The sequence below is a fragment of the Neisseria sp. DTU_2021_1001991_1_SI_NGA_ILE_055 genome (assembly GCF_032342915.1).
GTDB lineage: Bacteria > Pseudomonadota > Gammaproteobacteria > Burkholderiales > Neisseriaceae > Neisseria.
In genome coordinates, this window is sequence record NZ_CP135440.1 from 1,317,904 (window position 1) to 1,337,832 (window position 19,929).

Below are 19,929 nucleotides of genomic sequence, written 5' to 3' on the forward strand. Positions count from 1 at the left end.
ATGAACCCCAAAAATACGCTTTGTCTGATTGTCGATATTCAAGAACGCCTGCTGCCCACCCTTTCCGGCGCGGACGAAATGTTGGAACGCTGCCGCCCGCTGATTCAAGGCTTGACGGCTTTGAACATCCCCTTTGCCGTAACCGAACAATATCCGAAAGGTTTGGGCAACACTGTATCCGCCGTATCGCTGCTGTTGCCCGAAGGCACGCCGGTTGTCGAGAAAACCCGATTCTCAGCGTTTTTACCTGAAATTCAGGAAATCTTACGCAAAAACGACATCAAAAACGTTATTTTAGTGGGCGCAGAAGCTCATATCTGTATGCTTCAGACGGCCTTGGATTTGAAAGCGCAAGGTTACGCCGTATCCCTGCCTTTCGAATGCACCGCCTCGCGCACGACGGCCAACCGCGACAATGGTTTGGCGCAAATGAGCCGTCAAGGCATTACCGTTTCCAATGTCGAAAGTATTTTGTTCCAACTGCTCGGCGATGCCAAACATCCGGCCTTTAAGACTATCTCCAAACTGATTCAATAAAAGGCCGTCTGAAATGCAATACACCATCCGCCCTGCCCTGCGCCAAGACTTGCCCGCCATCGTCGATATTTACAACAGCACCGTGGCCACGCGCCAATCCACGGCCGATTTGTCGCCGACCACGGTTGCCGAACGCGAAATGTGGTTTGCCGCACACACGGACAAACGCCCGATCTACGCCCTTTACGATACCGACGGCACCGTATTGGCCTGGGGCAGTTTCAGCGACTACCATCCTCGCTACGCCTACCATATCAGCGCAGAAGTCAGCGTTTATGTCCGCCACGATATGCGCGGCGCAGGCGTGGGCAAAATCCTGTTGCGGCACATGCTCGAACGCGCGCCGTCCTTAGGCATCCGCAACGTCATCGCGCTTGTGTTCGGCCACAACTATCCGAGCCTGAACCTGTTTCACCGTTTCGGTTTTGAAGAATAGGGGCGGCTGCCGCAAGTCTGCGATTTGGAAACCATGTTGGCAGACGTGGTGATTTTGGGTAAAAAGATTGTGGATTGATTACGGCAAAGGCCGTCTGAAAACTGAATTCAGACGGCCTTTTGACGGCAAAACCTTTATTGCGGTTTCTTCGCCAGCATGGTAACGAATTTAAACTGAATCGGATTGCCGAATTCGTCTTTCGCGTGCATCGAACCCAGCTCTTCCTTGTATTCCACCAATTCCCAATCCTTATAGTATTCGCGCAGCTCGCCCTCGCCAAACTTGAACGGGAAAGGCATCGGACAAGGAAAATCTTCCGTATCCATCGCAGAAACGATCAGATTGTAGCCGCCGGGGTTGGTGTGTTCCTTCATATTGGCAATCACGTCAGGAACATAACGCGGCATCAGGAACATAAACACCACGGTCGCCACCATATAATCAAAGTTTTCCTGAATATTGGCGGCGTTGAGGTCGTATTCAAACGCACGGACATTCAACTCTTCAATACGCGCCAGCTCTTCCACGTTTTGAACCGCATGGGGATTATTATCGACAGCGGTAACGTCAAAACCTTTCAAACCCAGATACAGCGCATTACGGCCCTGACCGCAGCCCATATCCAAAACCTTGCCGACAGGCACGATGCCTTCGGCGGCGCGGACGGCCGAATGCGTCGCGCTCATGCCGTATTTCTTATTGAAATAGTCCGCCGCCTCGCAGTAAAACGACAGTTGGATTTCCGTGTCTTGCGTTTGCGGCGCGATAAAGTGCCATGCTTGCGGATGGATAATCCAATCGCCGCTCTCAGGCGTCAGCTCGTGCGTGGCCGTAATATTGCCCGCCTCGTCCACTTCATTGAAGTTCAGACGGCCTTGGAGGACATTGAGGCAGCCCCAAGTACCGGCGGCAGTATTGTGTTTGGACAACAAGGCTTCGGGAATCTCGTCCTCCGTCCACACCGGCATCTGTTTGTAACAAAACAATTCTTGCTGTTCGCTCATCATATTTCCTTTCTATTTTGACGGTTTCAACACAGCTTCTGCCAAGGCTTTCTGAATGGCAATCACGCTCTTGTCGCTTTTAAACTGCAAGGTTTCGGTTGGCGCCTCGCACTTTGTGCAAGATATACACCATTTGAAATCCGATCAATACATATATTGCCCAAGGCGGAATGTCTACCGATCATGACTGCCATTTATAAGCATCCTCTGAGTCAATAACTTCTTGGTAGTTTGGGTCCTTAATCGATTTATTTAAAAAATCAATCCATCGTCTAATAATAAAGATAAATTCTATTTTAGGTAGTTTAATTTGATATTGCTTATTATCTGAATCATATAAAAAGAATATATAAACATCATCTCCTACTACATCCACTCCCCAAGAATTAGAAGATATATCCTCTTCTCTATTATTTATCAAAATATTCAGAATATCCTTAAGAAATTCTTTATATTCACTTTTATCTCCTAAGTCATCATTCAAATAAGATATTAACGGTGTATAATCCCCCTTGAACTCTGAGTCACATGTTGGAATAAATTCTTTTTTTACTTCATTAAAATAATACTCAAATATAATTCTCATATTTTTCTACTTAAAATCAATTGGCGCTGTTACCTTATAAACATTTTTATTTTCTTGCTCGTTGATGTAATGATCTTTTTGGCGATTAGAAATCCTTTCATTCAATCCTTTATTTCGATTTCCTCCTAAATTAGCCATATCTTCCGATTAATTAACCACATTTATAGTCTTGGATTTCGACATTCCTCTATCCTTAACTAACGCCAATCCCGCGCCACTTAACGAGCAATAACGTGCAGGGTATTTTACACGCGCAAACCGTATTTGCCGATATTTCAGACGGCCTTATGTTATGATACCGCCTTATTCGACAAAGACATGCCCATGGATAAACCCGTTTACCTCTACACAGACGGCGCATGCAAAGGCAACCCCGGCGCAGGCGGCTGGGGGGTATTTATGCGCTACGGCACACACGAAAAAGAATTGTTCGGCGGCGAAGCCGAAACCACCAACAACCGCATGGAGCTGACCGCCGTCATCGAAGGCCTGAAATCCCTAAAACGCCGCTGCCAAGTCGTCATCTACACCGACTCGCAATACGTCAAAAACGGCATGGAAAGCTGGATACACGGCTGGAAAAAAAACGGCTGGAAAACCGCCGCCAAAAAACCGGTCAAAAACGATGATTTATGGAAAGAACTGGATAGTCTGGTTCAACAGCACGATGTCCGCTGGACGTGGGTAAAAGGCCACGCCGGACACCCTGAAAACGAAAAAGCCGACGAGCTCGCCAATCAAGGGGCGGCAAAATTTGCATAACACTTCGTCCATGACTGCACTCAAACATCTCAAGCCGTTGTTTTGGATTGCCATCATTGCATCGATTTGTGTGACACCAATAGCACTTATGTTCGCCTATTCACCGTTTCATGATGTCGATGATTTTTTTCGCTTTGGCTTGTGCGATCACGTTAAGAGTGCCGAAGAATGTGCCGACTTAATCACGCCCGCCTATTTATTTTGGTGGTTTATACCTGAACCGTGGCTGTTCACATTCATCACGCTGACTGCTATTTACCTCATTCTAAAAATCCTGATGGCAATCACCCGATTCCTATTCAGACTGAAAAAGAGAAAACCATGACCTGCCCCATCTGCACTGCCGACAACGAAGACATTTTGCTGCAAACGCCAAACCTGCGCGTGATCGCCGTTCACAACGAAGCCGGCGCACCGGCATTCTGCCGCGTTATTTGGAATAACCATGTTTCCGAGATGACCGACCTTTCTCCTGCCGAACGCAACGAAATCATGGAAATGGTGTATCAGGTTGAAGCCGCAATGCGCCAAGTCTTCCGCCCAGCCAAAATCAATCTGGCCAGCCTCGGCAATGTTGTGCCTCACTTGCATTGGCATGTCATCGCCCGTTTTGAAAACGACGCCAACTTCCCCGCGCCGATTTGGGCCGCGCCCGTACGCGAACACGGCATGACCCTGCCCGAAAATTGGCCGCAACAAATCAAAAACTTAATCGCTTAAACTTTCAGACGGCCTGCAAGGCTCGACACGCCAAGTTCAGGCCGTCTGAACATATAACGAAAGGAAAACCTCAATGACTTCCACCACGCGCCGCCATTTCCTGCGCACCTGCTCTGCCGCGGCAGGCGCAGGATTGTTGCAAGCCTGCGGCACAGGCACGACAACCACGCCGCAAACCAAAACTACTTCCACCACCGCGAAAGCCCAAACCGTGCAACCTAAGCAACCCCATCCGCCACGTTCCGGCGACAACCTCCTGCGCGTTGTTGCGCCGTCAGGCTTCGCCGAAGACCCCACCCGCGTGACCACCGGCCTGACCCGCCTCTACAACGCAGGCTTTACCGTAACCAACCAACAGGCAGGCAGCCGCCGTTACCAACGCTTTGCCGGCAGCGACGCCCAACGCGCCGCCGACTTCCAAGACGTTGCCAGCGGCCGCGTTGAAACGCCTAAAGTCTTGATGGGCCTGCGAGGCGGCTACGGCGCGGCACGCATCCTGCCGCAAATCGACTTTGCCTCACTCGGCGCCAGAATGCGCGAACGCGGCACATTGTTCTTCGGCTTCAGCGACGTTTGCGCCGTCCAACTCGCCCTGTTGGCCAAAGGCAATATGATGAGCTTTGCCGGCCCGATGGTGTACAGCGAATTCGGCAAAGCAGACCCCAGCGTCTTTACTATGGATTCCTTCATCCGCGGCACGACCAACAACGTCAACATCGTTGATGTTCCGACCATCCAACGCGCCGATGTCAACGTCGAAGGCACATTGTGGGGCGGCAACCTCAGCGTTCTCGCCTCCCTCGCCGGTACGCCTTACATGCCCGATATTCAAGGCGGCATCCTCTTTATCGAAGACGTCAGCGAGCAGCCTTACCGCATCGAGCGTATGCTCAATACGCTTTATCTGTCAGGTGTTTTGCAAAAACAACGCGCCATCATCTTCGGCGATTTCCGCATGGGTACCATCCGCGACGTGTACGACTCCAGCTACGACTTCTCCGCCGTCGTCAACCACATTTCGCGCACCGCCAAGATTCCTGTGTTGACCGGCTTCCCATTCGGCCACATCACCAACAAAACCACTTTCCCGTTGGGCGCGCATGCCAAAGTCCGCAGTACCGGCAACGGCGGTTATTCCGTAACCTTCAGTGGCTATCCTACGCTGAACCCGTCCGCGCTGACACTCGACAGCCTGCTGCCGCCTCCTGTTCCGACTTACGACAGCACTATTTACCGCGACAGCATTACTGAAGAAGTGACCGAATAAGGCTTGTCCAAATCAAAAGGCCGTCTGAAACCCAGTTTCAGACGGCCTTTTTATATCTTCATCTTAACCGTAACGTCGTTGGAAATCTTTCATAAATTCGGCCAACGCGTTCACACCTTCAAGCGGCATCGCATTGTAAATGCTGGCGCGCATACCGCCGACGGTTTTATAGCCCTTGAGCAGGCACAAGCCCTGCAACTCGGCTTCCAACACAAAGCGGCGGTCCAAATCCTCGCTTGCGGTTTTGAAGACCACGTTCATTTTGGAACGCGCATCAGGATGAATATCGTTGATGTAAAAACCGCCGCTGCCGTCTATCGCCTCATACAAGGTTTGCGCCTTCATTCGATTGACCGCTTCAATTTTCTTCACACCGCCCTGCGTTTGCAGCCAGCGGAACACCAAGCCCGACATATAAATCGCATAGGTGGACGGCGTGTTGTACATACCGTCGCGGTTGATGTGCGAACGGTAGTTGAACACATCGGGAATATCGCTCGGACAACGCTCCAGTAAATCCTCGCGGATAATGACCACAGTCGCACCGGCAGGGCCGATATTTTTTTGTGCGCCGGCATAAATCAGGCCGTAATCGGATACATCAAACTCACGCGACAAAATTTCGCTCGACATATCGCACACCAGCGGCGGCAGGCCGTCTGAAAGTTTGGGGACGTTTTGATACTGCAAGCCGTTTACGGTTTCATTAATCGCAAAATGAACAAACGCGGAATTCGGGTTGACATCCCAATCCTCAACCGCAGGCAGGTTTTTATAGGCATATTGCTCGCCGCCATGCGCGGCCAAACGGATTTCGGCATTGCTCAAACGGCTCATCTGTTCATAGGCAATACGGCTCCAGTTGCCCGTTACCACCGCATCGGCAGTCGCAAAACCATGTGCCAAATTCATAGCCGCCATATTGAATTGCGTGGTCGCACCGCCCTGTAAAAACAGGATTTTATAGTTGGACGGAATATTCAAAAGCTGGCGCAAGTCTTGTTCGGCATGATGCAGAATACTCAAAAACATATCCGAACGGTGGCTCATCGCCATCACGGGGAAACCCGTACCGTTGTAGTCGAGCATTTCCTGTTGCGCGGTACGCAATACGGCTTCCGGCAATACGGCAGGACCTGCGGAAAAATTATAAATCGGGTGTGCGGACATAGCGGCCATCTTTCTTATTCGGAGGGTATGAAGAAATTGTAGAACCGCCTTGCACATTGTGCAAGCACGAAAAATCAAGAAATCCAAGGCCGTCTGAAAACAAAGCAATACCAATTCTTTGTTTTCCAAAAAAATTTCAGAAAAGCCACATCAAAACTTGTCAACAATTCCCTTTTCAGACGGCCTCATCCCCACCCCTTCCATTTAAGCAATCACTTCAAAAAATCCACGCCAAATCAACGCTTTTCTTTTATCTGGAAAACAGTTATAATAGGCCAATTTTTCAAATCACACGAAAAATGGCCGCGCGGCCATTTTTTTGTTTATGTACTTCTGGAGAAGCATGGATATTCAAAGCATTCTTGATAAAACCCTGCCCGGCTTGGGCTACGAGCTGGTCGATTTCGAACTGACCGCGCAAGGCGATTTGCGCATTTTCATTGATAAAGAAGGCGGCATCACCGTCGAAGACTGCGCCACTGTCAGCAACCATCTGAGCCGCGTGTTTATGGTTGAAGACATCGACTACAAACGCTTGGAAATCTCCAGCCCTGGCCTTGACCGACCGTTGAAAAAAGCCGCCGATTTCGTGCGCTTTGCCGGCCAGAACGCCAAAATCAAAACACGCCTGCCGATTGATGGTCAGAAAAACTTCATCGGCCGCATCGAATCTTGCGAAAACGACATCGTTACCGTCTCTTTCGACGGCAAAACCGCCCAAATCGAATTGAGCAACATCGACAAAGCCCGTTTGCGCCCCGAATTTAAATTTTAAAAACCGATTACTTGGAGATTCTAGAAAATGAGTCGCGAAATGTTACAGCTGGCCGAAGCGCTGGCAAGTGAAAAAAACGTTGAAACGGAAGTCGTATTCAAAGCCCTTGAATTCGCCCTCTCTACTGCCGCCAAGAAAAAAGCCGACCGCGAACACATGGACGTGCGCGTCGAAATCGACCGCGATACCGGCGAATACCAAACCTTCCGCCGCTGGCTGATTGTTGCCGATGAAGACTACACCTACCCCGACGTAGAAAAAACCATCGAGGAAATCCAAGAAGAAATTCCCGGCACCACCATCCAAATCGGCGAATACTACGAAGAACAGTTGCCAAACGAAGGCTTTGGCCGCCAAGCCGCGCAAACTGCCAAACAAATCATCCTGCAACGCATCCGCGATGCCGAGCGCGAGCAAAACCTGAACGAATTCCTCGCTTCTAAAGAAGACATTGTTTCCGGCACCGTAAAACGCGTCGAGCGCCACGGCATCATCGTTGAAGTCGTCGCGGGCAAACTTGACGCCCTGATTCCGCGCGAAGAAATGATTCCGCGCGAAAACTTCCGCAGCGGCGACCGCATCCGCGCCCTCTTCCTGCGTGTGGACGAAATCGGCAATACCGGCCGCAAACAAGTCATTTTGAGCCGTACCAGCGGCGACTTCTTGGCCAAACTCTACGCCAACGAAGTGCCTGAAATTGCAGACGGCCTGTTGGAAATCCGCGAAGTAGCACGCGACCCAGGCCAACGCGCCAAAGTTGCCGTTAAAGCCAACGACCAACGTATCGATCCGCAAGGTACCTGTATCGGCGTGCGCGGTTCGCGTGTCAACGCCGTGAGCAACGAATTGTCCGGCGAACGCATCGACATCGTTTTGTGGTCTCCCGAGCCAGCCCAATTCGTGATGAACGCGCTGTCTCCTGCCGAAGTGAGCCGCATCGTGATTGACGAAGACAAACACGCCGTTGACGTGATTGTTGATGAAAACCAACTGGCGCTGGCCATCGGCCGCGGCGGTCAAAACGTCCGTCTGGCTTCCATCCTGACCGGCTGGCAGCTGAACATCATGACCGTTGAAGAAGCCGACGAGCGCAATGCCGCCGAAGACGCCGTTATCCGCAACCTCTTCACTACCCACTTGAACATCGACGACGAAACCGCCGATATTTTGGTTGAAGAAGGTTTTGCCACATTGGAAGAAGTGGCTTACGTTCCGGCGGCAGAATTGCTCGCCATCGAAGGCTTTGACGAAGAAATCGTTGAAACCCTGCGCAACCGCGCACGCGACGCCATCCTGACCATGACCATCGCCGCAGAAGAAAAACTGGGTGAAGTGTCTGAAGACATGCGCAATCTGGACGGCGTAGATTCCGATATGTTGCGCAAGCTTGCCGAAGCAGGCGTGACCCAACGCGACGATCTGGCCGAATTGTCTGTTGACGAATTGGTCGAAATTACCGGTGTTGACGAAGAAGAAGCCAAAAAAGTGATTTTGGCTGCACGCGAACACTGGTTTACTGAAGAAAACAACTAAGGGGGTACTGAATGAGTAATACAACCGTAGCACAATTTGCCGCCGAACTAAACCGCCCCGTCGATGATTTGCTTAAACAATTGAAAGAAGCCGGCGTCAACAAAAACAGCGGTAATGACAGCCTGACCACTGACGACAAACAACTGCTGACCGCTTACCTGCAAAAGAAAAACGGCAGCAACAGCGGCACCATCAGCATCCGCCGCAAAAAAACCGAAGTCAGCACCGTTGACGGCGTAAAAGTGGAAACACGCCGCCGCAGCCGTGCCGTTACCATTCCTTCTTCCGAAGAATTGGCTGCGGAAGCCAAAGCCAAAGTAGCGGCTGAAAACCAAAAAGCCGAAGCAGAAAAAGCAGCCGCCAAAGCTGCCGAAGAAAAAGCCAAAACTGAAGCAGCCGCAAAAGCCGAAGCCCGCGCCAAAGCAGAGGCCGAAGCAGCCAGACTGAAAGCAGCCAAAGCCGCACCAAAAGCAGAAAGCAAGCCTGCCGAAGCCAAAAAAGAAGAAGCCAAACCGGTTGAAGCCGCAGAAGCTAAAGTAGAAGCCAAAGCAGACAACAAGCCGTCTGAAAAATCCGTTGAATCTGAAAAACCGGCCGAAGCCAAAAAACCTGCCAAAGCCAAACAAGACAAAGGCGGTAAAGGCAAAGAGGCGAAAAAGGCAGCCAAACCTGCCGCGCCTGCCGTACCACAACCTGTCGTCAGCGAGGAAGAACAGGCTCAACGCGATGAAGAAGCCCGTCGTGCCGCCGCCCTGCGTGCGCATCAAGAGGCTTTGTTGAAAGAAAAACAAGAGCGTCAAGCACGCCGCGAAGCCATGAAACAACAGGCCGAACAAGAAGCAAAATCTGCCAAAGAAGCCAAATCCAAATCAGGCGAACGCAACAAATCTGCCGAAAAAACCAAAGCCTCAACCGGCGAAGGCAAATCCGAACACAACGCGCGCAATAAAAAAGACGACCGCCGCGATCGTGACGAAGAGAACCAAGGCCGCAACGCCAAAGGCAAAGGCGGCAAAGGCGGTCGCGACCGCAACAATGCACGCAACGGCGACGACGAGCGTGTACGCAGCGGTAAAAAAGGCAAGAAACTCAAACTCGAGCCGAACCAACACGCCTTCCAAGCACCGACCGAACCTGTCGTTCACGAAGTCTTGGTTCCCGAAACCATTACCGTTGCCGATTTGGCGCACAAAATGGCTGTTAAAGGTGTGGAAGTGGTCAAAGCCCTGATGAAAATGGGCATGATGGTCACCATCAACCAATCCATTGACCAAGACACCGCCCTGATTGTGGTGGAAGAACTCGGCCACATCGGCAAACCTGCTGCTGCCGACGATCCAGAGGCATTCTTGGATGAAGGCGTAGAAGCCGTGGAAGCCGAAGCATTGCCGCGTCCGCCGGTGGTTACCGTCATGGGTCACGTCGACCACGGTAAAACCTCCCTGCTGGACTACATCCGCCGCGCCAAAGTGGTACAAGGCGAAGCGGGCGGCATTACCCAACACATCGGTGCATACCATGTTGAAACCCCGCGCGGCGTGATTACCTTCTTGGATACTCCGGGTCACGAAGCGTTTACCGCCATGCGTGCGCGCGGTGCGAAAGCAACCGACATCGTGATTCTTGTTGTAGCAGCCGACGACGGCGTGATGCCGCAAACCATCGAAGCCATTGCCCACGCCAAAGCAGCGGGCGTGCCGATGGTAGTTGCCGTCAACAAAATCGATAAAGAAGCTGCCAATCCAGAGCGCATCCGCCAAGAGTTGACCGCACACGAAGTCGTGCCGGACGAATGGGGCGGCGATGTACAATTTATTGACGTTTCCGCCAAAAAAGGCATCAATATCGACGCCTTGCTCGAAGCCGTCTTGCTCGAAGCCGAAGTTTTGGAACTGACCGCCCCTGTCGATGCACCAGCCAAAGGCATCATCGTTGAGGCACGTTTGGACAAAGGCCGCGGTGCGGTTGCCACCCTCTTGGTGCAAAGCGGTACGCTGAAAAAAGGCGATATGCTGCTGGCCGGTACTGCATTCGGTAAAATCCGTGCGATGGTTGACGAAAACGGCAAAGCCATTAACGAAGCCGGTCCGTCTATCCCTGTCGAAATCCTCGGCTTGTCCGACGTACCGAATGCAGGCGAAGATGCAATGGTGTTGGCCGACGAGAAAAAAGCGCGCGAAATCGCCCTCTTCCGTCAAGGCAAATACCGCGACGTGCGCTTGGCCAAACAACAGGCCGCAAAACTGGAAAACATGTTCAACAACATGGGCGAAAACCAAGCCCAATCCTTGTCGGTCATCATCAAAGCAGACGTACAAGGTTCTTACGAAGCTTTGGCGGGCAGCCTGAAAAAACTGTCCACCGACGAAGTGAAAGTGAACGTGTTGCACAGCGGCGTGGGCGGCATTACCGAATCGGATGTCAACTTGGCCATCGCTTCCGGCGCATTCATCATCGGCTTTAACGTCCGTGCAGATGCTTCCGCACGCAAACTGGCTGAAAATGAAAACGTGGAAATCCGTTACTACAACATCATTTACGATGCCATCGACGACGTGAAAGCCGCCATGAGCGGTATGCTCTCTCCGGAAGAGAAAGAGCAAGTAACCGGTATGGTCGAAATCCGTCAGGTCATCTCCGTTTCCAAAGTCGGCAACATTGCAGGCTGTATGGTTACCGACGGCGTGGTCAAACGCGATTCCCATGTCCGCCTCATCCGCAACAACGTGGTCATCCATACCGGCGAGCTGTCTTCTTTGAAACGCTACAAAGACGATGTCAAAGAAGTCCGCATGGGCTTCGAATGTGGTCTGATGATCAAAGGCTACAACGAGATTATGGAAGGCGACCAACTCGAATGTTTCGACATCGTCGAAGTTGCCCGTACACTGTAATCAGACAGGCCGTCTGAAAAATCAGAAGCAGGTTTTGTAATGCAAAACCTGCTTCTTTTTTTCAGACGGCCTTTTTACACTCTTCATAGTTTGAAACTATAGAAATCAATGTGTGGTATAGAAGGCACAAAACAATCAAACAAGGCAAAACCATTTAGTAAAAGAAGGGACGGCAAACACGGCCCGACAAGGCTCTCTAATTATTGTCATATCTTAATGTTTTTGTTGTTTTTATCAAATTTCGGCACTAGTATATATAGCCTAAACACAATACAAATTAAGCAATACCGGCCATATGCCGGATACGTTTACTTCCTTGTTACTCTCATCAATATCTAAAGAAAATATCATGACAACCGAAAAAGCAACCCGCATCCGCAATGCGCAATTTGAATTACGACATGCAGAGCAATTACAACCTTCCCTCCTTGCCCAAACAACCACAGGCACGCCCGGGGATGACGTTTATTATGTCACCCGCAGCGACGATACAATCATTGAAGACCCAAACGGCGGTGATGATACGGTTTACAGCAGCGTCAGCTATACCCTCCCCAACTACGTTGAAAACCTTGTTTTGACCGGTACGGCCAACATCTTCGGCGCAGGCAACAACAGCAACAACATCCTCATCGGCAATGAAGGCCGCAACCGACTCAACAGCGGCCGCGGCGACGACATCGTTTACGGCGGCGGCGGCAACGATTTCATCAACGGCGGCGAAGGCAACGACCGTCTTTTCGGCGAAACAGGCAATGACACCCTCAACGGCGAAGCAGGCAACGATGTGCTTGAGGGTGGCGAAGGCGACGACACCTACCTTTTCTCTGCCAAAAGCGAACAAGACACCATCATCGACAACCAAGGCCACAACAGCATCCGCTTCCATACCGACCTGAGCCTTAACAATTTAACCGTCGAAGTCCGAAACAACGAAACCGGCGGTCAAGACTGGCTGATTGCCGTGAAAAACAGCAATGCCGTTTTAACCATCCAAAACCAATACACGCAAAACGGTACAACGCCGGCAGTCTCCCAATTCATCATCGGCACACAAAAACTGGATGTAAACAGCTTTGCCAAATATTTCGATATTTCCCTGACTGAGCATACCGAAAGCGGTAAGACTATCAATGGTAGCGACGGCAATGACCACCTGATCGGCACATCCGGCGACGATATTATCGACGGCAAAGCCGGTGCCGACATCATGGAAGGCAGGGACGGCAATGACACTTACTATGTTGATAACGCAAAAGACGTGGTTATCGAACAAGCTGGTGGCGGCGAAGACACCGTATTCAGCAGCATTTCATATACTGCTGCCACCCACGTTGAAAATGTTACCTTGACCGGCTCGGCCAATATTTTTGCCGCCGGCAACAACAGCAATAACATCCTGACCGGCAACGAAGGCCGCAACCGCCTCAACAGCGGACGCGGTGATGATACCGTTTACGGCATGGGCGGCAACGACAACCTCAATGGCGGCGACGGCAACGATTATCTGGATGGCGGCGATGGTAACGATGCCATCAATGGCGATGCTGGCGATGATGTTTTGGTGGGCGGCAACGGCAAAGACATCCTGAAAGGCGGCGCCGGAAACGATACCTATATCTACGGCGACAACGATACCATTATCGACAACCAAGGCATCAATACCCTCAAGTTTTCAGACGGTCTGAACAATACCAAGCTCAACCTGAAGACCATTCATAATGACGACGGCAGTCAAAGCTGGGAAATTACGTCGGAGCAAGGTTCAGCCCTGATTCAAAACCAAATCGGCGCAGATGGCAGCGTTTCCATCGACCGTTTCCAGTTCAGCGACCAAACCTACACTGCCGCGCAGTTCCAGCAAGCCTTCCAAGCCCTGAAAGCCGAAACCATCAAATTTGTCGGTACAAACGGCGACGATACCTTGCATGGCGATGCAGGCAACAATGAAATCGACGGTGGCAATGACGGCCGCGACATCCTCTATGGCCACGATGGCGATGACATCTTGCGCGAACACAGCGAAACCTATTACGGCAACGAACCCGCTTCCGACGATAAACTCTACGGCGGCAACGGTAACGACAAACTCTATGCCCATGTAGGCGCAGACTTACTCGACGGCGGCGCAGGCAATGATTATCTGGAAGGCGGCGAACACAACGACACCTATGTTTTCGGAAAAGGTTACGGACACGACACCATTTTCGACTACAACTTCGGTTTCGACAACGAGGCCGGCCTGCACACGCTCAACGCCAACACCGTGAAATTTAGCGGCGGCATTACCCTTGACGACCTTGAAATTACCGTTGAAAAAGGTTACGACAAAACCGATATTGCCGACCTGCCCGACAGCAACCAATTTGTATCTCCCCCCCTGCTGGATGGCGACACTTGGCATATCCACATCAAAGGCACAGACGATGTTTTGACCATCAAAAATCAAAGCGGTATTTATGGGGCGATTTCCGAGTTTCAGTTTGACGGCAATGCCTCATACAGCACGGGCGAACTGATCAACCACTTCAAACTGTCTATCCCGCACATGATCGGCAACAAAAACATCGTCCAATACACCGGCCAACCCGTTGAAGAACTCAACCGGGATGTGTACAACAACTTCAACCACACCATCCATGCCGATAGTGACAACAGCGATTTAGATTTGTCGCGTTATACTTCTGTTGTCGAATACAGGGGCAACCGCAGCGATGAAACCATTACTTTGGGCCGAGGCATCAACATCGTTGATACGGCCGGCGGCAACGACACCATTACCGACCCGGGTGCCGACAACACCGTTATCATGTTTGGTAGAAGCAGCGGCAACGACACCTTTAATCCGTATGGTGGCAGCGATACCCAAGTCCGTTTCAAAGAAGGGCTGACGCTGAAAGATTTACAGTTGAAAACCGGCAATGATTGGGTCTTAACCATCAAAGATACAGGCGAAACCCTGACCATCCATGATATTGCCAACAATAATATCGACAGCTTTGTATTTGAAAGCGGTAAGAGCTACACCGCCGACGAAATCAGCAAAGCACTGATTACTGAAAATACGCAAAACAACGGTATCCTGTAAAACCCAAAGGCCGTCTGAAACCTGAATTCAGACGGCCTCAGTCTTTTGCTGATTTATTTATCTTTCCGCTATATAATTATTCTCATTCAAGTTCACAAGAGAGAATAAAACATGGATGCCTTAAATCTTCTGACCACACGTCGCTCTTCCAAAAAACTGACGGCTCCGGCACCCAATGCCGAGCAACTGGAACAAATGCTGCAAGCGGCAACACAAGTTCCTGATCACGGCAATATGCGCCCTTACCGCTTTACTGTGATTCAAAGCGAGACCGGCTTGCAACGTTTCCGCGAGCTTTTGAGCAAGACCGTTACCGAACTCAACTTCGGCGATGACGCCATGAAAAAAGCCGAACGCGTCGGCAACATGGCGCCCATGATTATCGGCGTTACATTCGTGCCAAACCGTGAAGTGGCAAAACCCAAACCCGAATGGGAGCAAATGCTGACTGCCGGATGCGCTGCCTACGCATTACAACTGGCCGCATCAGCCCAGGGCTTCGACAATGTTTGGATTACAGGCATGTGGGTCAACAGCCCATTGTTGCGCGAAGCGTTTGAGTGTACCGACAAAGACAAAATCATCGGCCTGATGATGATTGGCTCGCCGACAGAAGAAGGCGGCGGCCCGAAAAATACTAACCTGGAATGCTTTACCACTTATTGGTAAAGCCTGAAAATACTCAGGCCGTCTGAAAACCTGATTTAATGGTTTTTCAGACGGCCTTTTTATATCTATTATCGAAGCATCAAGCCGGATTCATAAACGCTTCAATTTCTTCCAAAGAAATATCCGCCGTTGCACCATGACGCGAAGCAACCAACGCGCCCAACGCACAAGCAAAAGTAATGGCTTCTTGAGGAGGAGCATTGTTCAACAATTTGTAAGTCAAACCGCCAAGAAAGCTGTCGCCCGAACCGACAGTATCCACCACTTTAACGCGGAAACCACAATGGCGGTACACCTCGCCGTCCTTATACAAAACCGCTCCATGGCTGCCTAAAGTCACACACAAGATTTTGACACCGGTCAGCTTAACAAGGTAGCCGATATTTTGCTCGATACTGTGATAAGGAGAGCCGTAAGCCGCAGCCAACTCATACAGCTCATCATCATTGAGTTTGACCATATCGGACTGTTTCATGGTCTCCAACAAGCGGTCAATATCGTAATGCGGCTTGCGCAGATTAACGTCAAAAATTTTGAATTTGGCTTCTTTTAATAAAGCGTCCAAGCTTTTACGCGAAACCTCGTCACGGGTTGCCAAGCTGCCAAAAACGAACGCATCGGATTCTGCCACTCGCTTGATTGCCGCATTATTATTCGCAATTCTGTCCCACGCACAAGGATAAACAATCTCATAAGACGCACTGCCAGACTTGTCCAAGTGTACTTTTACCAAACTGGTCGCGCATTCTTGGCAAACCTGCAAATAATCAGTATTGACGTTTTTGCTTTGGACCTGGCGCAGCAATTCCTCGCCATCGGCATCATCGCCGCGACGGCTGATGATGGCAGCATCGATACCCAAAGACTGCAAACGGACAGCAACATTCAAGGGGGCGCCACCCAATACTTTTCCGTTTGGAAAATCGTCCCACAGCACTTCGCCGAAACTGGTTACTTTCATTCTTAACCTTCCTTATTTGAGGTTGATTGGCAGGGTCTGCACACCCGACAGATTTTTTGCAAATCATGTACTTGTAGTAAAACTCCAGCATCGGGGGCAAAAGTATTATGTTTTAAAATATTGGGACTGACAAGCAATTAAGGGGACATCAGACAATAAACTTGATTCATCACAAAATTATATTGTTCCTATTTTTTCTTTTTCTTTCACATTTATCCCCTCTGATTTCATCAAAATAAAACATTCTGAAATTTAAATACAAAAGGCCGTCTGAAAACTGATTCAATCAATTTTCAGACGGCCTTTATCGAAGTATTGCAGCGATTAAACTACCACTTCTTCTTTTTTCTTCACTTCTTTGGCAATGTTCTCACGGCTCAAACCGAACATCAGCAAAAGCGGGCTGGCAACCAATACGGAAGAGTAAATACCGAACACAATACCGATGGTCAGCGCCATAGAGAAGCCATGCAAGGCCGCACCGCCGAACACCAGCATAGAAACAACCATTGCCTCGGTCGAACCGTGGGTAATGATGGTACGGCTCATGGTAGCGGTAATCGCGTTGTCGATAACCTCCGGAACAGTATGGCCGCGCATATGCGGTTTGCGGAAGTTTTCACGAATACGGTCAAACACAACCACAGATTCGTTCACGGAATAACCCAAAACTGCCAAAATACCTGCCAAGACAGTCAATGAGAATTCCCATTGGAAGAAGGCGAAACAGCCGAGAATGATCACGATATCGTGCATATTCGCAATAATCGCCGATACTGCAAAACGCCACTCAAAACGCATGGACAAGTAAATAATAATACCTGCCACCACGAAGCCTAATGCCATCAAACCATTGGTGACCAATTCTTCACCGACTTGAGGGCCGATGAATTCGACTTGGCGCAAGGTAACGTCAGGATTGTCTTTTTTCAGCAAATCCATCACTTGGTTGGACAGCTGGGCAGACGTTACGCCTTCTTTGTTCGGCAGGCGGATCATGATGTGCTTGTTCGTACCCAATGCCTGAACCTGTACATCGCCCATTTTCAGCGTATCGAGGCGTTCGCGTGTTTTATTCACATCCACGCCCTGCTGATATTGGACTTCCATCACCGTACCGCCGGTAAATTCGACGGAGAAATTCAGACCTTTGGTTACCAAAAAGAACACGGCGGCGATAAACGTAACCAACGAAATAAAAGTCGTCAGTTTGCCGTAGCTCATAAACGGAATATCGCGTTTGATTTTAAATAATTCCATGTTTTACTCCTTGCCTTCTGCCATTTCAGCTTTCGGCTTCCATACCGAACCGATGGAAATATTTTGCAATTTGCGACGGCGGCCGTACCACAGGTTGACCAAAGCACGGAACACGACCACGGATGAATACATCGAAGTCAGAATACCGATACAGTGTACAACCGCAAAACCGCGTACCGGGCCGGAACCAAATACCAACAAAGCGATACCGGCAATCAGGGAGGTCAAGTTGGAGTCGACAATGGTTGCCCAAGCGTGTTGGAAACCGAGGTTGATGGCCTGCTGCGGTGCAACACCGGCACGCAATTCCTCACGGATACGTTCATTAATCAACACGTTGGAGTCAATCGCCATACCCAAGGTCAAGGCCAAGGCGGCAATACCCGGCAAGGTCAGCGTTGCCTGCATGGCAGACAAAATACCCACCAGGAACAAGATATTGGTACTCAAGGCAATGGTAGAGAAGAAACCCATCAGGCGGTAGTAAACCACCATAAACGCTGCAACGGCGGCAAAGCCCCACAAGGTGGAATTGAAACCTTTTTCAATGTTTTCTTTACCCAATGACGGACCGATGGTACGTTCTTCGACAATTTGCATTGGCGCAGCCAGCGAGCCGGCACGCAACAATAATGAAGTATCTTCAGCTTCGGCTTTTGTCATACTGCCAGTAATTTCTACACGACCACCGGTAATTGCGCCGAGGATTTTAGGTGCAGTGACGACTTCGGATTTACCTTGGTCGATCAACACCATAGCCATACGTTTACCCACATTGGCCGAAGTCAATTCGCCAAAAATACTGCCGCCTGCACTATCCAATCTCAGACTCACAGAAGGTGCACCCATTTGGTCAGTGCTAGGTTGCGCGTCGTTGATGTTGTCGCCGGTCAGTTCAACTTGTTTGTTGACCAAGATAGTTTCCGGATGATCGCCACCGCTTGACAGCAATTCGTAACCGGTCGGCACATTGCCGTTCAAGGCTTCTTGCAGTTTGATCGGATCGTCTTCCACCATGCGCACTTCCAAAGTCGCGGTACGGCCGATAATGTCTTTGGCTTTGGCAGTATCTTGCACGCCCGGCAGCTGTACGACAATGCGGTCAAGGCCTGATTGTTGGATAACCGGTTCGGCTACGCCCAATTCGTTCACACGGTTGTGCAACGTATTGATGTTTTGTTTAACCGCATCAGAACGTACTTTATTGATTGCCTCTTCAGACAAAGTCAGCACGATATTGTTGCCGTCCGGCAGCAGCGTGGCTTCAGGGAACAATTTTTGCAACTGAGGCAAGGCTTTTTGTACATCGGCAGCATCTTGCAAAGGCACGGTCAGACCGTTTTCAGTCTGATGCACCGTGCCGGTACGGATTTTTTCGCGGCGCAGTTCGCGGCGGATGTCGCCGGAATAACGTTCAAACGTTTTCTGCATCGCAGCTTTCATGTCCACCTGCATGGTGAAATGCACGCCGCCGCGCAAGTCCAGACCCAAGAACATCGGATTGGCTTTGATTTTCGCCATCCACTCAGGGCTGTCTGCCAACAGGTTGAGCGCGGTAATATAGCCCTCGCCCAAAGTATTTTCGATGACGTCACGCGCTTTCAATTGCGTTTCGGTATCTTTGAAACGCACTTTCAGCGAGTTGTCGACGATGAACATACCATCAGTCTGAATACCCGCCTGTTTCAGCGCGGCATCCACTTTAGACTGGGTTTGATCGTTGATCACGATGGCTTGTCGGTTGGTCGATACCTGTACGGCAGGCGTTTCACCGAAAAGGTTAGGCAGCGAGTAAACAGCCGCAACCACAATCGTGAACGCAATCAGCAGGTATTTCCATAAAGGATAACGGTTCATGGTAAACCTTTGCTTTATTTATAAAGGCAAACAGCCGCGCTCGGAAAATGAGGCGGCTTTTTGCAAAAAAACGGATTATTCGGCTTTCGCAGCAATCGCGTTGCGCTCAACTTCCACTTCGATTTTCGCACCTTGACCGATGTCGACGGTAAAAAACTGTTCGCCGACTTTGGTAATACGACCTCTGAAACCTGCTGCCAAAACAACCTTATCGCCGACTTTCAAAGCGGCCAACATCGCTTGGTGCGCTTTGAATTTCTTTTGTTGAGGACGCATAATCAGGAAGTAGAACACCACCATGATCAGCACTAAAGGGGCAAATTGAGCCACTGCTTGATTCATAATATATCCGTTCTTTCAAGTTTTAGATTAAGTAAAAAACTGCACACTGCAATCAAACACATTGGTTG

Annotated in this window: 17 protein-coding genes and 1 pseudogene; 11 read left to right on the forward strand and 7 right to left on the reverse strand. The window is 50.2% G+C overall.

The features are described 5' to 3' along the window. Positions 1-537 carry an isochorismatase family protein gene (locus tag RRV97_RS06155; RefSeq protein ID WP_315611023.1) on the forward strand — a complete coding sequence of 179 codons (537 nt, stop codon included), beginning with the start codon at positions 1-3 and terminating at the stop codon, positions 535-537. Positions 538-550: 13 nt separating this feature from the next. Further along, a pseudogene (locus RRV97_RS06160) lies at positions 551-1,051 on the forward strand (GNAT family N-acetyltransferase). Positions 1,052-1,107: 56 nt separating this feature from the next. Here the strand turns inward: RRV97_RS06160 and tehB are convergent. Continuing rightward, positions 1,108-1,977, reverse strand: a complete 870-nt coding sequence (tehB, locus tag RRV97_RS06165) for an SAM-dependent methyltransferase TehB (RefSeq protein WP_315611024.1) — start codon at positions 1,975-1,977, stop codon at positions 1,108-1,110. Between the two features lie 181 nt (positions 1,978-2,158). Continuing rightward, positions 2,159-2,563 (reverse strand): DUF5376 family protein, encoded by a 405-nt coding sequence (locus RRV97_RS06170; RefSeq protein ID WP_315611025.1) that lies wholly within the window; start codon positions 2,561-2,563, stop codon positions 2,159-2,161. A 324-nt stretch (positions 2,564-2,887) separates the two neighbouring features. Here RRV97_RS06170 and rnhA point away from each other — a divergent pair, with 324 nt between their 5' ends. From rnhA to RRV97_RS06190, 4 genes are all read left to right on the forward strand, one after another. Then, positions 2,888-3,325, forward strand: coding sequence for a ribonuclease HI (gene rnhA / locus RRV97_RS06175; protein WP_070608012.1), 438 nt, complete (start codon positions 2,888-2,890; stop codon positions 3,323-3,325). Positions 3,326-3,335: 10 nt separating this feature from the next. After that, on the forward strand, positions 3,336-3,650 hold the full coding sequence (locus RRV97_RS06180; protein WP_315611026.1) for a hypothetical protein: 315 nt from the start codon (positions 3,336-3,338) through the stop codon (positions 3,648-3,650). Then, complete coding sequence (locus RRV97_RS06185) at positions 3,647-4,045, forward strand: HIT family protein (RefSeq protein WP_036491586.1); 399 nt, start codon at positions 3,647-3,649, stop codon at positions 4,043-4,045. The genes RRV97_RS06180 and RRV97_RS06185 overlap by 4 nt, the downstream gene beginning before the upstream one ends. Positions 4,046-4,118: 73 nt before the next feature. Beyond that, on the forward strand, positions 4,119-5,312 hold the full coding sequence (locus RRV97_RS06190) for an LD-carboxypeptidase (protein WP_315611027.1): 1,194 nt from the start codon (positions 4,119-4,121) through the stop codon (positions 5,310-5,312). 63 nt (positions 5,313-5,375) lie between these two features. On the opposite strand, the gene serC is transcribed toward RRV97_RS06190, so the two are convergent. Beyond that, the gene (gene serC / locus RRV97_RS06195) at positions 5,376-6,482 is read right to left on the reverse strand and encodes a phosphoserine transaminase (protein WP_315611028.1); all 1,107 of its coding nucleotides are present in this window, start codon (positions 6,480-6,482) and stop codon (positions 5,376-5,378) included. Between the two features lie 343 nt (positions 6,483-6,825). On the opposite strand from serC, the gene rimP reads away from it, so the two are divergent. From rimP to RRV97_RS06220, 5 genes are all read left to right on the forward strand, one after another. Next, entirely contained in the window at positions 6,826-7,257 is a 432-nt protein-coding gene (gene rimP, locus RRV97_RS06200; protein WP_003745685.1) for a ribosome maturation factor RimP, read from the forward strand. Between the two features lie 27 nt (positions 7,258-7,284). Then, positions 7,285-8,790, forward strand: coding sequence for a transcription termination factor NusA (gene nusA, locus RRV97_RS06205; protein WP_036493524.1), 1,506 nt, complete (start codon positions 7,285-7,287; stop codon positions 8,788-8,790). An 11-nt stretch (positions 8,791-8,801) separates the two neighbouring features. Continuing rightward, entirely contained in the window at positions 8,802-11,684 is a 2,883-nt protein-coding gene (infB, locus tag RRV97_RS06210) for a translation initiation factor IF-2 (RefSeq protein ID WP_315611029.1), read from the forward strand. Positions 11,685-12,033: 349 nt separating this feature from the next. Beyond that, the gene (locus RRV97_RS06215; RefSeq protein ID WP_315611030.1) at positions 12,034-14,772 is read left to right on the forward strand and encodes a calcium-binding protein; all 2,739 of its coding nucleotides are present in this window, start codon (positions 12,034-12,036) and stop codon (positions 14,770-14,772) included. A gap of 111 nt (positions 14,773-14,883) precedes the next feature. Further along, the gene (locus tag RRV97_RS06220) at positions 14,884-15,441 is read left to right on the forward strand and encodes a nitroreductase family protein (protein ID WP_315611031.1); all 558 of its coding nucleotides are present in this window, start codon (positions 14,884-14,886) and stop codon (positions 15,439-15,441) included. 79 nt (positions 15,442-15,520) lie between these two features. Here RRV97_RS06220 and RRV97_RS06225 read toward each other — a convergent pair whose 3' ends face one another. From RRV97_RS06225 to yajC, 4 genes are all read right to left on the reverse strand, one after another. Then, positions 15,521-16,402: a carbohydrate kinase gene (locus RRV97_RS06225; protein ID WP_315611032.1), complete on the reverse strand. Its 882-nt coding sequence runs from the start codon at positions 16,400-16,402 to the stop codon at positions 15,521-15,523. Positions 16,403-16,726: 324 nt separating this feature from the next. Then, complete coding sequence (secF, locus tag RRV97_RS06230; protein WP_003686183.1) at positions 16,727-17,662, reverse strand: protein translocase subunit SecF; 936 nt, start codon at positions 17,660-17,662, stop codon at positions 16,727-16,729. Positions 17,663-17,665: 3 nt separating this feature from the next. Next, on the reverse strand, positions 17,666-19,519 hold the full coding sequence (secD, locus tag RRV97_RS06235; RefSeq protein WP_315611033.1) for a protein translocase subunit SecD: 1,854 nt from the start codon (positions 19,517-19,519) through the stop codon (positions 17,666-17,668). A 75-nt stretch (positions 19,520-19,594) separates the two neighbouring features. Then, entirely contained in the window at positions 19,595-19,861 is a 267-nt protein-coding gene (gene yajC, locus RRV97_RS06240; protein WP_315611034.1) for a preprotein translocase subunit YajC, read from the reverse strand. Between the last annotated feature and the right edge of the window lie 68 nt (positions 19,862-19,929).